A 19,578-nucleotide genomic window follows, 5' to 3' on the forward strand; every position below is an offset into this window, starting at 1 on the left:
TTTTAAAATGAGTGTTATTATCATCGCACAAAAAAATAATCGGGGTGTAGCATAGTGGTAGTGTACGCGGTTTGGGGTTCTTTTTTAATTTCATAGCCTTTTTAGTTAAGTCGGGGTGTAAGCAAAAGCTTTCACCCCCGAGCTCGAAACTTAAATGCAGTTTGCGCTTAATTTCTCGCTCGGGGTGTAGCATAGTGGTAGTGTACGCGGTTTGGGACCGTGCGGCCCGGGTTCGATTCCCGGCTCCCCGACTTAGCCTGAAAGGTTATGAAATTAGAAAGGAATTAGTAATAGTAAACAAAAATTAACGTGACTCAAATAAAGAATTTGGGCAGTTCTTTATTTTAGTTTAAAAACAACAAAAATGTTCCACGTGAAACATATATTTATCGTTACACATGAAACGAAAATAAATATTTATACAATTATAATTGCAGCAATTAATCCAATATAACATTCGGTATATATTTTACCGTAGAAAACTTTTCACGTGGAACAACTTTTACAGCCACAACATCAATTTGCCAGTCTAAATCACACTTATTTTCTGTTAACCAGGATTCTATAGTTCTAGCCAGCTTTTTTATCTTAAATTCATGAACATTATCCTCCGGACGCCAAGTTTCATGTGTAACACCAGTTATAAGATCGGATTTTGTTTTATATGAAACCGTTTTTACCTCAATGAAATGTATTTTATCTGTTCTACGTGTAACAATGTCAATTTCACCCCATTTTTTAAGGTAATTGTATTGAACTACCTTAAATCCTTTGTTTTCCAGGTATTTACCGGCTAATTTCTCTCCTAAGTAACCTATTTCTTTATTTTTCTGCTTTTTGCTTAGATTCCGTTGCACATGGAACATTATAGCATTACTGCAAGTGTAATATTTCGTTTCTTATGGAACAATAATTATAACGTTCCACGTGAAACGCTTAATATTTAGAAATAATTGTTACATATATAAAGGACGTTATTTAAAGCCATATATTGTTTTGTCCTTTATAAAAGACATTGTCCGTTATCCACCTATACACTGTCTTTTCCACAGAAATCGTTGTTATTTATTTGTTGTCTCGTCAGCAAATACATTTCCACTATTGCGTACAATTGTTGCTTTATTTTCTCTAAAAAATAGTTTATTGTATCAGTAAAGGTCCCCCCCCGATGACAAGAACCCCTGGGTTCTTCCGCAAGGATAGTCGGGGGGGTCATTGTTTTTATATATTTAATAAAAATACTTTTCTCCGTTTCTAAAAATATCAAACTCACTCTTAACATTGTGCTTAATCTCGTTGTATGGACGTAATTCATTATCAGTCCATTTCTTTTTCATGGCCCAACAACAATAATCTGCTATTTGGCAATTAACATCTGACTTAGTCGAATGAAAATACATGTAGGGAACTAAACCAAAATGTGATTTTATATATTGCTTGATAGACTTAGTGACAAATTCTCTTTTTTTATTAGGTAACGCTTGATCTAATACTACCACGACCTTTTTTATACCTAAAGATGCTCGAATTTTTAAATATCGGTGACAGACATACTTCAATAAAGTTTCACATAATTGTTTATAAAATTTTTCGTGAACCTGTTCAGTTTTAATCTTTAAAAATCCAGTTTTACTACTTTCGGCCATAACTTCTTCATATAAAGTAAAATTGGCTTTTCTTTTCTCTGCTATAACACTATCTATTTCATAGTCTGGAAGATCTTTAATTTTTTCGTAAAACTTGTTGCGTACCACTTGTGCATCAACAGTGGCGTGAAAATATTCAATATTATAACCTTCACAAAGAAGTTCATAACGTGCAGAAAGAGGTAAGTCTCGTCTATTTAAAGGATGAATTGTACTAGCTGCGGTCAATATAAAAAACTTACTTCCTTTGTTTGAAAAAGTAAAATCACCTGATTCATCAATAAATATATAAAGTATATTATCTTTTTTCTCTTGTTCTGCCATAAAGATTAAAACATTATAGCAGTTTAGTAGCACGCCCCTTAGAACGAAACTTATACAGGGAGAATCGTCCCGGAATAGCGGCTATTTTGTTTCGTTTCACTCACAAAATAGACTCGCTTTCCTGGACGGCTTCTCCTCGTTTTGTTCGCTAAGAAAGCTCACAAAACATCGTCCGAAGCTTCGATTCTCCACGTAAAGCATGAAAATTTTGCTCTGGCCGTACGAACAAAAATGGCGCCAATTGTATCGATGTTTTTATAGAAAGAGGGAGAATCGGTCACCTTCGCATCAATATTTTGTTCGTTCTGCGAACTCCAAAATATTGTGCTACGCGACCTCGTCGTTCCGTTCTGATTCTTCGTACCTCAGAATCAGGCTTCGCACGGAACTCTTTTCGATTCTCCCTGGCCGCTACCAACGGCAAAGGCCCAGAAAGTATCCACTTTCTGGGCCTGCCGATTGGTGCGGCCAGGGAGAATCGAACTCCCGACTAATCCTTGGCAAGGACTCATTATACCACTTAACCATGGCCGCATTTTATATTTATTTTTGTAGGTCTTTTGAAGCTAACTCAAGCCAATGCATAAGCTTTTTCTTCAAAAGCGTACTGCCGATTATAGTATTACCAACGCCAAAATGCAACGCCTTTTTACTACCACCGTTAATAAATTGGTTTTTGTAAAATTGACTGACTGATAACTTAATCTTTCTACTCCAATGTTTCATCGCTTTTACCTCATCCATATCAGGGTAGAGAAGTAACCAAAATCTAAACGATGATTTTTCTACTCCCAAAAACTCCGTAGCGAATTTTATAAAAATACTATGCAGTTCAGTTTGGCCAGTGGTAAGGCGGATAAGGTTCTTGTGTTTCATATCACCCTCACACCTATAGAGCATTAGGCCAGAGACAAACAACGGGGAATTAAGGTAATGCTTATACTCAGTCTCTGCCAAACGCAAAATCTCCTTATATTGAGCCGTTCTTTCGGCATTTCGTGCTTTGTTTACCAGCTTTATTCTTCCTACATTATCTTTATACGCTCTATCTAGATTAGTCTTGGCTATACGTTTAGAAAACCCTTCATCTTTAAGCCAATTTGAGACCGTGCCACGCGAAACATCACAGATCTTAGCAATTTCGGTGTAAGTAAAACCACGTTTTCTAAAAGCTATAGCTTGTTCATATGCTTCTTTTTTATAAGTTACGCGTGAATTTACCATACCAAAGTTTGTATATTATATACTACTACAGTTGTTCATTTTTAGGTTATAAACAATGCATCCAAACAAAAAACCTCCCTACACGAGTTTTCGTGAGGGAGGTTGTAATATTAAGAAAGATATAATTCCATAAATCGAATTAAGAGCTTTCTTTTTACATCCAAAACATCAGGCACCTTATCGTAAAGTTCTTTCACCACCAGCCTATCCTTAGTAATTTCAGCTTCACGCAATACTAACTCAATAACCTTATCTTGCCAGATTTGTTGAGATTTTGTTCTCTTAGGTGATTCCTGATACTTTTTAAGAGCACTATCCAATGAAAGACATTCAGGAGCATTTCTTTGAGCATCTTCGTCAGCTAACTCAATCAGCCTATCATTCCATATTTTATTGCCAACTCCTCCGCCATAGTACCTTTGTGTTTTTTTAGCCGCTTCTTCAATAGAAGTGCATAGCGGAGCTTGTATGCGCGCATCCTGTTCATAGAGTTGATTTATATTAAGATACCATACGTTAAGTATCTCAGCGGGCGGCTCGGCACTTCCAAGGCGTAAGTAACCCATACTCCAATCCGAAAGGTATTTAAGTAGAGCTTGCCTTATTTCTGGATATGACTTATAACCACTTGCTTCTTTTCTTACAAGATCTATAGCCATCTGCTTGAAGTAATCTGAGACGTCTTTTTTTATACTCTTTAACCTATAGTACAAAATATAAGCTTCAATTGATTTGTCACACACATAATTCAATGGAAGTTCCAATAAACGCATTAAGGCTTTTTTACCAAGTTCTCCGTGTTCAATACCCATCCAAACTAATTCACGGGTATAAGAGAAAGGTATCTGTGGCAATACTCCGTCCACTTTCTGTGTACATAATGTCTCCGCACGCTTAAACCAAACCGAAACAATACTACTGCCACGCGGAGAAATTCTTATTTCATTTATCACTTCCTTTATATCCTTACAAGCTTTAGCCTTGATTGATATTCTTACCAACAGTAACACTTCATGTAACGTAGCAATATAATTCTTAATATCATCAAACATTTTAGTCTCCTTATTTTTAGAGAAATTTCACATTAACCACACAGCCATTTTCCGCAATTCTAATATCTAGTATTTTTACATATGACCGTTCTCTTATGGGTTTTATAATCATAAACGTATCATTCTTTGTTACTCTAATAGAATCGTTTATACCATAAGATCTGAATAGACGGGTGATGGTAACTGTTTTATTTTCATGACATCACGTAATCATCACTTGACTTATTTTTTCACCTATAAAGTTATAACCAGTATAAACACTACCTCCCAACCTCACTTCTTTAGTTTCACCCAAAGCCATAACAGGAAAGGTGAGCGCGAGTACAAAAAGAAATAACAGAAATTTAAGTTTCATTTTAGATCTCCTTCTTTTGTTAAAAACTCCAACATTTAAAGAAAATTGGAATTTTAGATTTTAGAATAGGCTACTGTTAATACTAAAATGCACAACATTATCATCGCCATGACTAATCTTATTAGGAACCCATATTTACTCTGTTCAGCATCTTTTTCCTTCAGTATATCTTTCTCGCCAGACAATGCCGCATCAATTCTCTCGAAATAAATATCGATCGCTCTGGAAATAAGTCCTGAAAGCACAAAAGCTAGAACAAATAGACAGTATTTTATAATATAAGCATATTCGGACATTTTTATCTCCTTTATTATCAATGAACCAGTCAACAAACTTCATGTATTGCTGACTTGGCAGTATTAGACCACGAAATAGTGTTTTTGCGGCAAGTGTGCGACAAAATTTTATCCAATAAAAACCTAAATTAACGTTATATTTGGTATTGTGTATATTATGTCGGTTTATATCGACAATAATTTGTATCAGTGCTATGCTTTCTCTATGGAAAAAGAGAGATTAATAAAGACTATTCATAAAGCTGGACTGTCTGAAAAGGCGGCGGCTGTTTATGTGACCCTACTCACCGAGGATGGCGCTTTTCCTTCTCATATAGCCAAACAAACCAAGATCAAAAGGAGTACCGTCTACGACATCTTACTAGAGCTTAGTATCAAAGGTTTGGTTAGTGAACTTAAAAAACGAAACAAAAGCTTTTATGTAGTAGAAAACCCCAAAAGACTTATCCGCCTAGGAGAAAAGAAGATAATTAACGCCAAAGAAGACCAGCAAATACTGCAGGATATCTTTCCGGAAATTGAAGGGCTTTATTCCGGAGTTACCAATCGACCAAAGGTTTCGTACTTTGAAGGAGTTGAGGGGGTAATGTCTATATACGGAGACCACTTAGCGACCAAAACAAAGTACGAGATGCTTGGGTTTGTAAATGTGGCTGAGCTAATGGAGTTTTTACCTCTAAAAGATTATCGGGAATACGTAAAAGCAAAAGAAAAAATCGGTATCACCACCAGAGGTATTATACCCGACACTAAAGAAGACCGTTCCTACGAAAAAACCGTCTATTTAACGGCCAAGAAAAAGATTATTCCAACCGTACGATATATACCAAAAGCGGACTTCAATTGGAAAGCCGACCTTACCATCTATGACAAAAACAAAGTCTCAGTGGTCACTTTTGATAAAGAAAGAATTACGGGCATCATTATAGAAAACGAGACAATTTACGGAATGATGAAAATGATCTTTGAACTGGCTTGGAAGGGAGCGGGGAAGTAGTTGGTTTATTTTCTTTATAAAAGACGAAAATCGAGTTTGTATTACATAAAAAATAACCGAGGAACGACCTTTTCCTGTCGCTACTCGCTCCTCTTTAAGGTCGCACCTCCGTTATTTTTTAACCACCCCTCACAAACTACATAGAATCCCACAAAAGATCATAAACAAGCTTATGAAAATCAGCTAATTCCTTGGATTCCATTACTATCGCCATTGATTCTTTCCATGAGGCAATTAGGACTTTGTTGTTGTAAACATTGATTTCCGGGCTAAAAGTCATTTTTTCTTCCGGTAAGAACTTAGTAGTGCGCATTTCCTCGCTGTCTTTACTAGCGCGGTCAAAAGAAGCTTCATTTTGGGGAAGGATGGCTCTAATATGAATATTCGCCTCAGCTCGGCGTTTGTAGTAATCGGGGAAGAAATTGGGGAGACCTTTGTGCATTTCCTCCACGTTGGCATAGGCTCGTATTAGTCCATCAGCTTGCAGAGAGTCTTCATAGGCCTCACGCATGCCTTTTTCACCCTCATAGAAACGGACTTTTGGCTTGTTGACCGAATGGAGATTTTGGATTGAGATCAATTTTGGCATTATTTTACTGACTTTCTCTTTCTGAAGGTCAATTTTTTTGCTAAATTCACGTTTTTCTCGCTCCAGATAATCAATAAGCTTATCCGGAGATAGGGCATAGTAGTAGGTTTTACCGGCTTTTTTGATCTTAGAAACCACCCCTTTATGCATTAGAGTCTCCAAAATATCATAAACCGTCGTTCGATTGACGTCGGTCTCTTTGGCTATCAGTGAAGCAGTAGCTTGATCGGACTTAATTATAGCTAAATATATCTCTACTTCTTTTTCAGAAAAACCTAATTCTTCTAATATTTCTTTTATCATTACCTCATCTTAGCAGATTGTTGTGGATTTGTCACCGACAGTTATTTATTGATATTTAAGGAGTAAATATACAGTATTACCATATAAATTTATATATACTCGACATTACTTAGTATTAAGTAATAAAATCATAATTAGTCAATAAGTTCTTTGACTAATTCTTACATCTAAAAGGAGACTGGCATGAATAATAAAGTATCTTCTTTTCCTTGGCCTTTAATGGTTTTGCTATTAATAACGGTTGGATTAGCGTTTTTATCAGATTATTACGACAACAACACCGAGCCTAGGAAAAGTTGTATTCCTAAAGAAACAAGAGTAAATATAACCTACTTCCCATGTACTGGCGAAAAACTCTTCGACAAATTAGAAGAGTTGGGTATTTCTAACGTATCCTGTGTAAATTGCACAGCAAGGGGATGTTACGTGACTTTGAGCAAGGAGAAGAAAGATGATCAAGAAATATAACTGGGTACTAAGTAAGGACATAGAAGCATATCTTTTATTCGTGCAATTCTGCGTATTGATGACATGTCTATACTATGCCCCTCCAAAACCTATAGGGCTTATTCCTACAATAATCTATATTTTAGGAGTAAACGCCACAGGATCATACGTTATGGCCGTGTTATTTTGGTTAGCCAACTGGAGAGAAAGGTTTATACCTCTAGTTATCTTTAGTGTTTCACTCACCATACTCTTTGTTTTATTGTTATTTATCCAAGGAGGTTATCATGCGTAGTGAGGACTATTGGGAAGAAGAACAAAAAATAGACAGGATCTACAAAGTCTGCATATGGATATGGTGTATATTGCCATTTGTAATAGCGGTGTGTTTTAACTTTCTACCAGATAAGACTGTTGGGAAACCGACTTACTTTTTAGTCACCGTATTGCTTATTGTGGCGATGCATACCTATTTCTTTGCCACAGTATCTCTCAAGGTGTATGTGTTTGATGTGCAAAGTAGCTCGTTAAAATGTCGCTTTATTGTACTCAATTGTATTAGTGTCTTGGGAACAGTTCTACTTTCTCTAGTATTGTTGTTGCTAAACTGGTTGTAATCAAAACCCAAGTTTGACCTTATAGTCAGACTTGGGTTTTATTTTGCCTCATATAGACTCTTGGTTAATCTTTCTCACCCATAACAAATTGACAACCATTTGGTCCGGCCGTGGTCGAATGCGGGGCATTGGCTGGAATATTTGCTCGATCTCCGGCTTTAAGTTCTTTTGTTTCACCGTTTATCGTCACTTCCAGCATACCTTCGGTTACAAAAAGCGCCACGTTATACGAATGAGTATGTGTTTCATGGGTAGCACCTGAAGCTTCACTTTCCTCGTAAATAGTTATGAAACCTTCTTTTTCTAGGGTTTGTATACAGCGCTCGGAGAGTTCCATGCTTTGATTCTACCACAAATAGCAAAGATTCTGTGTTTCACTTATAAAATAAACGTCTCAACGACTTTTTTGTTTAGTTTTAGTTAAAATACTGCTTTTCTACCTACCCCTATCGTGAGCGCTTGGGTAAAAAATTAAAGTTTCATAGGTGAGAAGAGGGTGAGGAACGGTTTATCTAAAAAAATACAGAATATTAAGTCAACATTCAAAATATTGACCGGCTCCAGGAGCAGTTATATATTATAAATATGAACAAGAGCTCTACTAAAAAAACAAAAAAAATAGTTGATTCCATAGAAAAAAAATATGGTGTTGATTTGCAATACAAAACAGACAAAGAACTTCACGATCACCTAAAGAAAAGTGGTGTTCCGTCACTTTCTCGTCTTCTTAAAATAGTTCATCAGTAATAAACTTATTCCATGGAGACTAACTTTATAGTCGATAATAAGTTAAGAAAACGCATAGAAGATTCGGTTGAATATATTTTGTTTCTATACATAACTACCGAAAATCACAAAAGTAACACCTACAAATCAGAAACTAACCGAGTAATAGTTTTATATTGTGTTGCCATAATGGAAGCGTTGATGTTTCTAATATACGAAGAACAAGAGAAAAGGATACAAAAGTTGGAATATAAAGAAAGTATTATCGTACCTAAAAAGTATAATCATAAAGATTATAAAAATGGTGAAGTAGTAATATCGGTACGGTGTAGTAAAGAAAAAACTGAACCAGAAATCGGTTTTGTGGAACTATTAGATTTTCTCAAGGACTGTAAAGTACTTAAAGAAGAAACTGTGACTAGAATTAAGAATATTAACCAGCAGAGAAATACGTTTCATCTTAGAAAGAATAACTTACCCGATTGTAGCAAAGAAGACGTTGAAGAAGCTCTCTCACTTCTTTTTTTAACGATAGAACACACCCCACGGTTTATAAGAAAAGGTAACTGACTACACTTTTCTTAATTTCAAATTCAAGCGGCTGGAATACTCGCCATTTTTAGCATCATATTTAAGACAAAGTTCTTCAGGTATCATTGGTTTTGAAACTTCAACCACTTCAAAACCAACACTTCTAAATATTCTTAAATATTCAGTCTCCGATCGGTGTACAGGATTTATCTTTATACCCGTATCGCCAATTTCGTCTTGATAACGTTTGTTATCAACACTTTCTAAAGAAAACTGTTTACAAATTTTGTCTGGATTAGGTACTGAAACAATTAAGAAACCATCAGTTTTGGTTATTTTATAAAGACGTTTCACAGTTGATTCCAAATCTTCGATAAACTGAAGTGAAAGTTTTGCAAAAATAACATCGTATACTCCCAACTCATATGGAACAGAGTCATTGCCATCCCAAACCACAAACTTAACTTCCGGATTTTTAATTCTTGCCATATCTATCATGGGCGCTACGTCTGTTCCTATAACACTGTCTGCTTTTTCAGTTAGTAGTGAAGTAAATTCTCCTGTCCCACAACCAAAATCCAGCATTGATCCAACATCGGCTGGCAATAGTTCCACAAGATCAGGAAAATTGACCTCGTACTCATACCAAGCCCAATCTCTATCAACGGCTTTTTCTGCGTACTCTGCAATAGTTTTGTTATCTAGCCATTCATTCATGGGTTTATGGTAGCATGCAATCTTTTTGTTTGATATAAATTTCACTATAAAAAGAATCTTGCCACCAGGACTCGGCGGCAATTCTAAGTAAAATCTATAGTTTGAAATGCCATTTTCAAATTACACCACATAATTCATATACTGTACGTATGTTGCAGGGGAAACTAGTTGATATAATACAAACACAAATAGCCTGCAGTAGTTGAAAATTACAGGCTGTTTGTAAATTTATTCAACGAGTGAATACTTCGAGTATACATCAAGTAAAAATTTGGTCAACGAGAGGTATTCACACATAAAACTTTGTAATAAATATGCAAACAAGAATACGAGGAAATAGAGATGGATTAAATAGACGAAACGAAAGTTACAATTTCAAAGGAAGGAATTATAGTAGATCTAAAATGGTAAAAAGGGTAGAGAGAGGACTTCATCCTGAAAATATGGTTGTAAAAATAAATAATCGTAAGTACGTTAAAGATAAACCAGATTCTTCAAAAAGGGATAATGTTAATCGTTAAGTAAAAACTTCCTTTTCGTATAATCAGGAATTATTTGTGGTCACGAATCACTAAGTATATTTGTTCGTCTACGACTCCAAATCTACTAAGTGTTCTCGACCCGCCAGGACTCGCTCCTTACAGGAGCAGTACCCCAATTGGCTGGATTGGTTCGCTCCACTCCCAATCCAGCTCAATCGGGCTTCGAGTCGTGCTACGGCTTTTTCTTCCACTATCGTTTCAGAAAAACCCTGCACCTGGCGGGTGCACAGAAAATGTTAAAGACCAGCGTTTTAGCTGGTCTTTAACATTTTCTGTGCACCCGCCAGGACTCGAACCCAGAACGACTGATCCGAAGTCAGTTGTGATATCCATTTCACCACGGGTGCATCTATTTATTTGCTTCCGCTATCTTTCAGTGTCTAACATCATACGGTAAATATAGGAAAAAGCAACGATTTTCTGTTACAATGACCACATGATCAATCCTCAAGATATACCATTATTTGTACGAAGAGTTGGAGACGAGCTAGAAAAAGCTGGTTTTGAGGCTTATTTGGTAGGTGGTTGCGTACGCGACCTACTTTTGGGTAAAAAGCCAAAAGACTGGGACTTCACCACCAACGCTCACCCAGACCAAATTCAAGCTATTTTTCCAGACAGTTTTTGCAATAATGACTATGGTACGGTCGGAGTGAAAAACAGTGATGAAGAAGCTGAAGCTAGTCTACAAGTAGTCGAAGTTACCCCGTACCGCAGCGAAGGGGAATACAGTGACAAAAGACGTCCAGACAGCGTTACTTTTGGTGTTTCTTTGGAAGAAGACCTAGCTAGACGAGATTTTACTGTCAACGCTATCGCTTACCGCATAAAAGACCAAAAAACCGTTGATTTATATGACGGAGTTGAAGATTTGAAAGCCAAACGCCTAAAGGCAGTCGGTGACCCAGACAAACGTTTTTCAGAGGATGCTCTTCGTATGATGCGCGCGGTCAGGCTAGCGGCTGAGCTTGATTTTGTTATAGAAGGGGAAACTCTTGCTGGTGTTACTAAAAACGCTGCATTACTCAAAGAAATAGCGATTGAAAGAATCACCACAGAGTTTGTGAGAATCATTGATTCAAACAACCCAATGCAAGGGATCGTCTTCCTAGAAAAGCTTAACTTACTTGAATATATCATTCCTGAACTACGAGAGGGGATTGGCTGTGAGCAGGGCGGTATTCACGCCTATGACGTCTTTGAGCACTTACTACGCACTATGCAAGCAGCGGCTGACAAGGGTTATTCCACCACCATGCGTATCGCCGCCTTACTACACGATGTAGGTAAGCCAGCCACTAGACGAACTGGCGGCAAGAACAAAATGTATACTTTCTTTGGCCACGAAGTGGTAGGAGCGAGAATGACAAGAAAAATCCTAGACCGCCTTAAATATCCACGCGAAGAGTCACAAATTATCGAAAAATTAGTACGTTGGCACATGTTTTTTGCTGATCCGGACCAGATCACACTATCAGCAGTGCGTCGCACTATTGTCCGAATCGGAGAGGATCAGATTCAAAACCTCCTTAATTTAAGAGTTTGTGACCGTATTGGTACCGGTAGACCAAAAGAGCAACCATTTAGATTCCGTAAATACAAAGCCATGGTAGACGAAGCGCTTCGTGACCCGATATCAGTCAAAATGCTGAAGATAAATGGCAACCGCATCATGGAAATAACCGCTGAAAAACCAGGGAAGAAGCTAGGTTATGTCCTCCATGCTCTTTTGGAAGAAGTGTTAAACGATCCTAGTAAAAACACCGGAGAATACCTAGAAACCAAGGTTTTAGAGCTCTATAAGCTACCTGAGGAGGAATTAAAGGCGTTAGCCGACGCTGGCAAAGAAAAACAAGCCGAGGAAGAAGCTGAGGCTCTAAAGGAGATAGCGAGGGAACATAAAGTGGGGTAAAAAAATCAGCACCCTCGTTTCTACAACAGAGGGTGCTTTTATAATGAATGAACAAATTGACTATAATAGGTAGTAAATACCTAGAATACCTATTATAATCCCTACCACTAACCAAAACTTGACACCTACTCGATTTTTCTGAGCCATCTTTTCCTCCCGAATAAACTGGTATAAGTAATTACAATTATAACATCTGCATAGTTAAATTATACAAAGAAAAAAGGCCTGGGGGAATCGAGAGTGAAGATGTGGTTTGTTTCACTGCCGATGCCCTCAGGCCTTTGATTAAGATGAGCTTTATATTATTGGTGGGTATCGTACCCAAGTTGGCGCTTATTTAAAATTTGAAGCTAACCTTGATCCAAAGCTCTACGTTGTTGTTTTGAGAAATAAATGTCTCTTATACATTATTTTGAAAGAGTTGTTCTTCAAAATTTAGGATAAGGATATTTCTCTTAGGTGGGATGTTATGAACATTTTTTGTTTTGAGTTATTGGAGGTAATCTCAATTGTTTTTATAATGTACTCTTTAAGAGGTATCTCCAGAGTTTTGTTTCAAAATTCATTTTGATACAAAACTCTGGAGATTCCTGCTCGCCCTCTCTGGGCCTACGTATATAGTATGTCCTTTATAAAAGTCTGTAAAGGACAGATGTGTGTATAACTGGGGATAACATTAGGGGCATGTCCTTTATAAAGGACATGCCCCTGGCAACGTTGTAATTCAATGTTATTACACAGCCAGCTCAATGGAGACCGGACAGTGATCTGAACCCATGACCTCAGCGTGTATCCTGGCGTATTTGACTAAGGGAACTAGGTCATTACTAATTAGAAAATAATCAATTCTCCAACCTACATTTCTAGCTCGGGCGTTGGCAAAATGAGACCACCAAGTGTAGTGACCGTTGTCCTTTTCGAATAGTCTTAGTGTGTCAACAAATCCACTTTCTACTATGTGGTCAAAACCGGTACGTTCCTCAGTGGTAAAGCCCTTTTTGCCCTTATTTTCCTTTGGTCTAGCGAGATCTAGTTCTGTATGGGCAACATTCAAATCTCCGCCAAAAATGACCGGCTTACTTTTTTGCAGTTCTAGTATATATGTTAGAAAAGCTTTATCCCAGGCTTCGCGCATGGGAAGGCGTGAAAGATCGTCTTTGGCGTTTGGGGTGTAGACAGAAGTGACGAAATAACCTTCAAATTCAAGAACAATTACCCGTCCTTCTTCGTTAGTGTCGCCGTATACATCTTTGAGGAAGAATTGTTTTTCTATATGTTCCGGTAGGCCGCAATAGACTTCAAGGGGGGTGTGTTTGGTAAAAATAGCGGTTCCTGAATAACCTTTTCGCTTGGCTGAGCACCAATATTCTTCATATTCTTCAAAATCAACCTCGATTTGGTCATGATTTGCCTTGGTTTCTTGCAAACATAGGATATCTGGCTGATGGTCTTTGATAAAAGCCTGCAAGGCTCCTTTTTTATAGACTGAGCGGATGCCATTTACGTTCCATGAGTAGATTTTCATGGGTATAATATAGCATAAAGGTGGGGTTCGGTGCCGTAGGCGCCGAACAAACGGCTTTTCATAATGGTGATTATTTAATATAATTATTGTTATATGGACAATAATCAAAATAACCAAGAAGCAGCTAGTGAAAATACTAGTAATACCACCAACACTGCGGAGAGAACAACGAGCAACGAATCATCCTACGTGTTAAATCACACTACCATGATGGCGTCTTTATCATATTTAGGTCCGCTGGTACTTATTCCGCTTCTAACTAATCGCGATAACCCTTTTGTACTCTTCCATATCAAGCAAGGATTGATAATTATCGCGATTGGTTTGATTGCACATTTCTTCTTTATGATTATGTGGCTTTATCCAATATTAACGTTGATTGATATAGTCCTTTTTATCTTTTCCGTTATAGGTATCCTTAATTCTCTACAAAAGAAAGAAGCACCATTGCCGTTTATTGGGCAATTGGCGACCCATATAAAACTATAATTGTCTCTTTACCCTTGTATTTAAATCTAATTATGATTTAATAACGGAAGCGAAACCAACTCCTTGAGGTAAGGTGTGAAAACATTGATCAGGTGAAGTGACGTTTTGTAGTTAAAAAGTATAAATAAAAAATAATGACAGGAACAATTGTTCGCAAGCGCGATAATGGTTATGGTTTTATCAAGCCAGACCAAGAGGGTGAAAAGGATGTATTCTTTCACGCTCAATCATTAGTAGATGTTGCTTTTGACGACCTACAAGAAGGAGACCGAGTTTCTTTTGATGTAGAAGAAGGTCAAAAAGGTCCAGCTGCTGCTAATGTTCGCCGTAGCGATACTCCAGCTCCAACTCCAGCTGCATAGTAGGGTTGAAAGCTAATAAACACAAAGCCGTGGTTTAACCGCGGCTTTGTGTTTATTAGTTTGGATGAAAAACTATTTGGACGTGTATACTTATAGTTAATGCTCTTTGTTTCGATCTTACATCACTATTTATTGTGGCATTATTCTAAGGCCTTCGCGGAGATTTTTCATGTTTGGAATAACTTTTTTTGGTTTGTCGTTCACTTTTTTTCACTGCCCCAACTTGTCAAATCTTATTTTGCACCTTGGAAAAGGATAGTTGAAGATCGTGGTAAAAAATTTAATTTTGAAGATTGGGCCGGGTATATCATTATTGGCATTGTTTCACGAATTATCGGGATTATTCTTCGTACGATAGTGATTCTGGTAGGAACAGCGTTATTGGTACTTCTTTGTGTTGGGATTGTTGTGGTTTATTTGTTTTGGCTTTTTGCTCCAGCTTTTTTGGTAGCTAGTTTGGTCTATGGTTTTGTTTTAATGTTTTCTTACTCATAATATTTAGGTATGTATACTCTGGCTGAAGACATAAAAAAATATGCACCTGTACTTTCATTAGTAAAGATACTTTCAAGGCGTACTCTAAGTACGTTACGAATAATATTTTTTACTCTAGCTGTCATCGCCGCTCTTGTAGCTGTCGGGTTTCATTACTTTATACCGACCGCACCAATTTCTTTGTTGTTAGGCATAAGTTTGATTTTTTCTGGTCTTTGGCTTGAGCAGCTTTTAATTTTTAGTTATCACAACAGCTACTATTTCTTTGGCCTCAATTCTATTATCGGTCTGGAAGATGAAAATATAGCTGGCGCAACTTATGAAGTGGCTGAGGCCATTGGTAGACAAAAAAACGACATTACTAAAGCCTTCTGCACTTCAAGGCTCGGGACTATTGTGCTTTTGCGGGCGGGGATTAGTGCCGATATGCTTGACACTTTCTTTAGGTCTCAGAGAGCTCTTATTTCTACTGATATGGTACCACTTCCGTCTAATCAGATTTTTACTTTGATTACGCTTGGTAAATATATTTTGCAGCAAGATAGTGCTTTTAAAAAACTGCTGAAGGAAAATGGTGTTGCCGACGAAATTTTTGTTGGTTCATTGGAGTGGGTTGTTGGTAGTCACTTACAAGAAAAACGTCTTGAACGCTGGTGGGGTAAGGATAATTTGTCGAAAACTCAAGGAATTGGTCGCGAGTGGGCCTTTGGTACTGCTTATATTTTGCAAAAGTTTTCTCGTAGTCTACAGGTTGGGGCTGTTTACTCTGGTTTGTCTGATGGTGACTCAGCTTTTACTAATGAAAAAATTGAGGAAATTGAGGTTGCTTTAGCTAGAGCAAAGGCGTCCAACGTACTTATTATTGGTGAAGCGGGCGTGGGCAAGATTGACTTGTTGCTTGAGGTCAATAGGCGGATTCGTCTAGGTAAGTCACTGAGTGCGATTGAGAACAAACAAATGATCCTACTTGATACCAGTCGTTTATTTGCTACCCATCATGACAAACAGGCTTTAGAACTAACAATCCTTCAGCTTTTTACCGAAGCAACAAAAGCCGGCAATGTTATTATGGTCATTGAAAATCTAAGCACTTTAATTCGTGAGGCTGAAGCAATGGGTGTATTTATTCCAGAACTGATTGACCCTTACTTGGCTACGGACAACCTCCATGTGGTTGCTACTGACACGCCCGGTTCTTATCATACACATCTAGAACCGCTCGGGGCTTTCGCTAGACGTTTTGCTGAAGTGTTGATTGATGAACCAAATCTGGCTAGTACTACCAGAGTACTCCAAGGAGTGGCGCTCCAAAATGAAAACCGTTATCAAACCTTGTTTACCTATGCCGCACTTAAGGCGGTCACTGAGTCGGCAGACCGCTATATTGTTGAAGGGAAGATGCCAGACAAGGCGATTGAGCTTTTGATTGATATTGCCACCAGAGCCAATCAAGCTGGGGTTGGTGTTATCACAGATGACTATGTTTATCAGGTGGTTAGTGACAAAACTGGTATTCCAGCTGGTCCAATAGAAGAAAAAGAACGTGACTTACTACTTAATCTGGAAGACAGGTTACATGAGCGGGTGATTGGTCAATTGGGAGCAATTGATGCGATTGCTGGAACAATGCGTCGGGCAAGAGCTGGAATTCAGTCAGCTGACAAACCAATTGGCTCCTTTTTGTTTCTTGGTCCAACTGGTGTTGGAAAAACAGAGACGGCCAAAGCCTTGGCCTTTGTCTTCTTTGGCGACGAAAATAAAATGCATCGTATTGATATGTCTGAATTTAGTGGGGAAGATGCCTTGGAGCGGCTTATTGGTAATGGTGAAGAGTCTGGAATATTACCAGACATGTTGCGTGAGCATCCTTACGCTGTACTTTTGCTTGATGAGTTTGAAAAAGGATCAAAGGCTGTGCATGATGTATTTCTTCAAATATTGGACGAAGGGGTGTTTACTGACGCTAGAGGTGAGAGAGTAAATGCTCGAAATACCATTATAATTGCCACCTCAAACGCTGGCAGTCAACTAATCATGGACACAATTGAACAAAGGAAAGAATTGTCGACCCTACAGCAAGAAATTGTTGACCATATTATAAAAGAAGGTATTTACCGTCCTGAGTTAGTCAATCGTTTTGATAATACAATAATATTTGAACCTCTCAAAATTGAAGAGCAGGGACAGGTGGCTGGTTTAATGCTTAAGGGGCTTTATGAAAGAATTAAGGACAAGGGGTACGAACTTGTTGTTACTCGCGATTTAATGGATGTCTTGGTGGAAAAAGGTTACGACCCGCAATTTGGAGCTAGACCGATGCAGAGAGTTTTGCAAAATCTGATTGAAGAAAAGGTGGCGGAAAAGATGATCAGCGGAGAGGTTAAAGAAGGTGATACTATTACTCTAACCAAGGCTGATTTTAGTGAGGCAGAGCTAAGTAACTAGTTTTTAAATATTTTAACACTTAAAAGTTAACAAGCTAATCATTATTTGATTAAGGATAATTAGTCAACCTTGGAGAACTAACATATAATATGTATATATGAAAAATATTATAGTTATTATTGTAGTTGCATTATTGGTAATTGGGGGGGCGGTTTTTTATTTTTATTCTAATCAAGACGGTGCTTCTTACACTAAAGATGAAACAGAAAAAGTTGTTGTTCCGGATGTTGAGCCGGTAACATCTGATGACATGGTTGATGAGTCAGCTACTGCAGTTGAAGAAATGGATAGTCGAGGACCGATTAGTACTATTGGAAAATCAGCTGGTGGCGAGGATATCTTAGCTTATCACTTTGGCGACGGTGACCAAGAGCTAATTTTTGTTGGTGGTATTCATGGTGGTTATTCATGGAATACTGCCCTAATGTCTTTTGAGATGATTGATTGGCTGAAGAGTAATCCTAGCGTAGTTCCCGAAAATGTAACAGTTACTGTTATTCCGGTACTTAATCCTGATGGTCTTAAAAAGGTAACGGGTACATCCGGTAAGTTTACCGCTGCTCAGGTTGTTGCTTCAGATGCGGTAAAGACGGAAGGGCGTTTTAATGCCGACAATGTTGACTTAAATCGTAATTTTGATTGCGAGTGGCAGCCGGTTGGTACCTGGCAAGACCGAGAGGTTAGTGGAGGAAAAACCGTTTTCTCTGAGCCGGAGACCCAGGCTTTAAGAGACTATGTAAAGAAGAATCAGCCGACGGCAGTTGTTGCTTGGTATAGTGCGGCTGGTGGTGTGTATTCATCTAGTTGTAAAAATGGTATCTTGCCTGAAACTAAGACACTAACTAATTTATTTGCTAAGGCGGCTGGTTACCCAGCGTATGAAGAGTTTAATTATTACGAAATAACCGGTGACATGGTTAACTGGTTAGCGGGACAGAATATTCCGGCCATTAGTGTTCTATTAACTACTCGTGAAAATACTGAGTGGAGCAAGAACAGGGCTGGTATTGAAGCGGTCCTTAAGCACTACGCTGAATAATGATAATGGATCAAGAACAAAAGAAATCACTGCCGCTAGTTATCGTTCTAATAATTGGTGCGATTGCTATAGTGGCCGCTGGATTTATGCTGGTGGAAAAGAAAAAATCAACCTTGCCAGAAGTGTCAGATATAAGTACTTCGACTATTATCACTAGTGATGATACTGAGCCTTCTAATATAAGTACGGTGGGGCACTCGGTGGAAGGAAGGGTAATTGAAAGTTATTCTTTCGGCACGGGTGACACAACACTTTTGTTTGTTGGCGGTATACATGGCGGTTATGAATGGAACAGTACTCTTTTAGCTTATCAGTTTATTGATGAACTGGAGACCGATCGGATTAAAGTACCAGATACATTGAAGATAGAAATTATTCCCGCTCTTAACCCTGACGGACTATATAAGATCGTTGGAAAAGAGGGACGTTTTACCGCCCAAGATGTAATTTCTAGTGACGTTAATGTAATCGCTACTGGACGCTTCAATGCCAATAACGTTGACTTAAATCGTAACTTTGATTGTAAGTGGAAGCCAACTAGTACTTGGCGTGGCAAGGAAGTGGATGCTGGTGACAATGCTTTTTCAGAACCAGAAGCGGCTGCTCTTAGAAACTTTGTAGAAAAGACAGATCCAGCAGCTGTGGTCTTTTGGCACAGTCAGGCTAACGCGGTCTATGCTTCAGAGTGTGAAAATGGAATTCTGCCAGAGACATTATCTCTTATGAATACATACGCTAACGCTGCACTGTATAAGTCAGTTGATAGTTTTGATGCTTATCCAATTAGCGGTGATGCTGAGGGTTGGCTAGCTTCTATCGGGATTCCGGCCATCACAGTAGAGCTTAGTTCTCGTGAGGGAATGGATTGGTCTAAAAACAAAAAAGGTTTTGAGGCGGTGGTGGGGTTGTATAGTATAGCGAGGTAGGGTGAAGAACGAATAAATT

General features: G+C 38.2%; 19 protein-coding genes and 3 tRNA genes. 12 read left to right on the forward strand and 10 right to left on the reverse strand.

The window, feature by feature from the left end:
- Positions 1 to 180 precede the first annotated feature (180 nt).
- Positions 181 to 251: transfer RNA gene (locus tag H6779_03325), tRNA-Pro, on the forward strand.
- Between the two features lie 189 nt (positions 252 to 440).
- Here the strand turns inward: H6779_03325 and H6779_03330 are convergent.
- The 5 genes from H6779_03330 to H6779_03350 all read right to left on the reverse strand — a co-directional run bounded on the left by H6779_03330 (position 441) and on the right by H6779_03350 (position 4,246).
- Positions 441 to 857 carry a YraN family protein gene (locus tag H6779_03330; protein ID USN87421.1) on the reverse strand — a complete coding sequence of 139 codons (417 nt, stop codon included), beginning with the start codon at positions 855 to 857 and terminating at the stop codon, positions 441 to 443.
- Positions 858 to 1,229: 372 nt separating this feature from the next.
- On the reverse strand, positions 1,230 to 1,970 hold the full coding sequence (locus H6779_03335) for a DUF3800 domain-containing protein (GenBank protein ID USN87422.1): 741 nt from the start codon (positions 1,968 to 1,970) through the stop codon (positions 1,230 to 1,232).
- A gap of 460 nt (positions 1,971 to 2,430) precedes the next feature.
- Positions 2,431 to 2,504 (reverse strand) — tRNA-Gly (locus H6779_03340).
- 9 nt (positions 2,505 to 2,513) lie between these two features.
- Positions 2,514 to 3,194, reverse strand: coding sequence for a helix-turn-helix domain-containing protein (locus tag H6779_03345; protein ID USN87423.1), 681 nt, complete (start codon positions 3,192 to 3,194; stop codon positions 2,514 to 2,516).
- A 110-nt stretch (positions 3,195 to 3,304) separates the two neighbouring features.
- The gene (locus H6779_03350; GenBank protein ID USN87424.1) at positions 3,305 to 4,246 is read right to left on the reverse strand and encodes a hypothetical protein; all 942 of its coding nucleotides are present in this window, start codon (positions 4,244 to 4,246) and stop codon (positions 3,305 to 3,307) included.
- Positions 4,247 to 5,102: 856 nt separating this feature from the next.
- On the opposite strand from H6779_03350, the gene H6779_03355 reads away from it, so the two are divergent.
- Positions 5,103 to 5,894: a hypothetical protein gene (locus H6779_03355; protein USN87425.1), complete on the forward strand. Its 792-nt coding sequence runs from the start codon at positions 5,103 to 5,105 to the stop codon at positions 5,892 to 5,894.
- 136 nt (positions 5,895 to 6,030) lie between these two features.
- On the opposite strand, the gene H6779_03360 is transcribed toward H6779_03355, so the two are convergent.
- Entirely contained in the window at positions 6,031 to 6,786 is a 756-nt protein-coding gene (locus H6779_03360; protein ID USN87426.1) for a BlaI/MecI/CopY family transcriptional regulator, read from the reverse strand.
- A gap of 183 nt (positions 6,787 to 6,969) precedes the next feature.
- On the opposite strand from H6779_03360, the gene H6779_03365 reads away from it, so the two are divergent.
- A complete protein-coding gene (locus H6779_03365; protein ID USN87427.1) occupies positions 6,970 to 7,254 on the forward strand; it encodes a hypothetical protein in 285 nt (94 codons plus the stop codon).
- Between the two features lie 660 nt (positions 7,255 to 7,914).
- Here H6779_03365 and H6779_03370 read toward each other — a convergent pair.
- Positions 7,915 to 8,187: a cupin domain-containing protein gene (locus tag H6779_03370; GenBank protein USN87428.1), complete on the reverse strand. Its 273-nt coding sequence runs from the start codon at positions 8,185 to 8,187 to the stop codon at positions 7,915 to 7,917.
- A gap of 248 nt (positions 8,188 to 8,435) precedes the next feature.
- Here H6779_03370 and H6779_03375 point away from each other — a divergent pair, with 248 nt between their 5' ends.
- A complete protein-coding gene (locus H6779_03375; GenBank protein USN87429.1) occupies positions 8,436 to 8,597 on the forward strand; it encodes a hypothetical protein in 162 nt (53 codons plus the stop codon).
- Positions 8,598 to 8,609: 12 nt separating this feature from the next.
- Positions 8,610 to 9,146 (forward strand): hypothetical protein, encoded by a 537-nt coding sequence (locus H6779_03380; protein USN87430.1) that lies wholly within the window; start codon positions 8,610 to 8,612, stop codon positions 9,144 to 9,146.
- Here H6779_03380 and H6779_03385 read toward each other — a convergent pair whose 3' ends face one another.
- Both H6779_03385 and H6779_03390 read right to left on the reverse strand, forming a co-directional pair.
- On the reverse strand, positions 9,147 to 9,824 hold the full coding sequence (locus H6779_03385) for a methyltransferase domain-containing protein (GenBank protein ID USN87431.1): 678 nt from the start codon (positions 9,822 to 9,824) through the stop codon (positions 9,147 to 9,149).
- Positions 9,825 to 10,641: 817 nt separating this feature from the next.
- A tRNA-Arg gene (locus tag H6779_03390) sits at positions 10,642 to 10,713 on the reverse strand.
- Positions 10,714 to 10,802: 89 nt separating this feature from the next.
- Here H6779_03390 and H6779_03395 point away from each other — a divergent pair.
- A complete protein-coding gene (locus H6779_03395) occupies positions 10,803 to 12,278 on the forward strand; it encodes an HD domain-containing protein (GenBank protein ID USN87432.1) in 1,476 nt (491 codons plus the stop codon).
- A 733-nt stretch (positions 12,279 to 13,011) separates the two neighbouring features.
- Here H6779_03395 and xth read toward each other — a convergent pair.
- Positions 13,012 to 13,803 carry an exodeoxyribonuclease III gene (gene xth / locus H6779_03400; GenBank protein ID USN87433.1) on the reverse strand — a complete coding sequence of 264 codons (792 nt, stop codon included), beginning with the start codon at positions 13,801 to 13,803 and terminating at the stop codon, positions 13,012 to 13,014.
- 93 nt (positions 13,804 to 13,896) lie between these two features.
- Here xth and H6779_03405 point away from each other — a divergent pair, with 93 nt between their 5' ends.
- From H6779_03405 to H6779_03430, 6 genes are all read left to right on the forward strand, one after another.
- Positions 13,897 to 14,292: a hypothetical protein gene (locus tag H6779_03405; GenBank protein ID USN87434.1), complete on the forward strand. Its 396-nt coding sequence runs from the start codon at positions 13,897 to 13,899 to the stop codon at positions 14,290 to 14,292.
- 134 nt (positions 14,293 to 14,426) lie between these two features.
- A complete protein-coding gene (locus H6779_03410; protein ID USN87435.1) occupies positions 14,427 to 14,654 on the forward strand; it encodes a cold shock domain-containing protein in 228 nt (75 codons plus the stop codon).
- Positions 14,655 to 14,753: 99 nt separating this feature from the next.
- Positions 14,754 to 15,149: a hypothetical protein gene (locus H6779_03415; protein USN87436.1), complete on the forward strand. Its 396-nt coding sequence runs from the start codon at positions 14,754 to 14,756 to the stop codon at positions 15,147 to 15,149.
- Between the two features lie 9 nt (positions 15,150 to 15,158).
- Positions 15,159 to 17,594 (forward strand): ATP-dependent Clp protease ATP-binding subunit, encoded by a 2,436-nt coding sequence (locus H6779_03420; GenBank protein USN87437.1) that lies wholly within the window; start codon positions 15,159 to 15,161, stop codon positions 17,592 to 17,594.
- Between the two features lie 97 nt (positions 17,595 to 17,691).
- Complete coding sequence (locus H6779_03425; GenBank protein ID USN87438.1) at positions 17,692 to 18,633, forward strand: hypothetical protein; 942 nt, start codon at positions 17,692 to 17,694, stop codon at positions 18,631 to 18,633.
- A 5-nt stretch (positions 18,634 to 18,638) separates the two neighbouring features.
- A complete protein-coding gene (locus tag H6779_03430) occupies positions 18,639 to 19,559 on the forward strand; it encodes a hypothetical protein (GenBank protein USN87439.1) in 921 nt (306 codons plus the stop codon).
- Positions 19,560 to 19,578: the final 19 nt, after the last annotated feature.

It is taken from the genome of Candidatus Nomurabacteria bacterium (assembly GCA_023898525.1).
Lineage (GTDB): Bacteria > Patescibacteriota > Minisyncoccia > Phycocordibacterales > UBA918 > OLB19.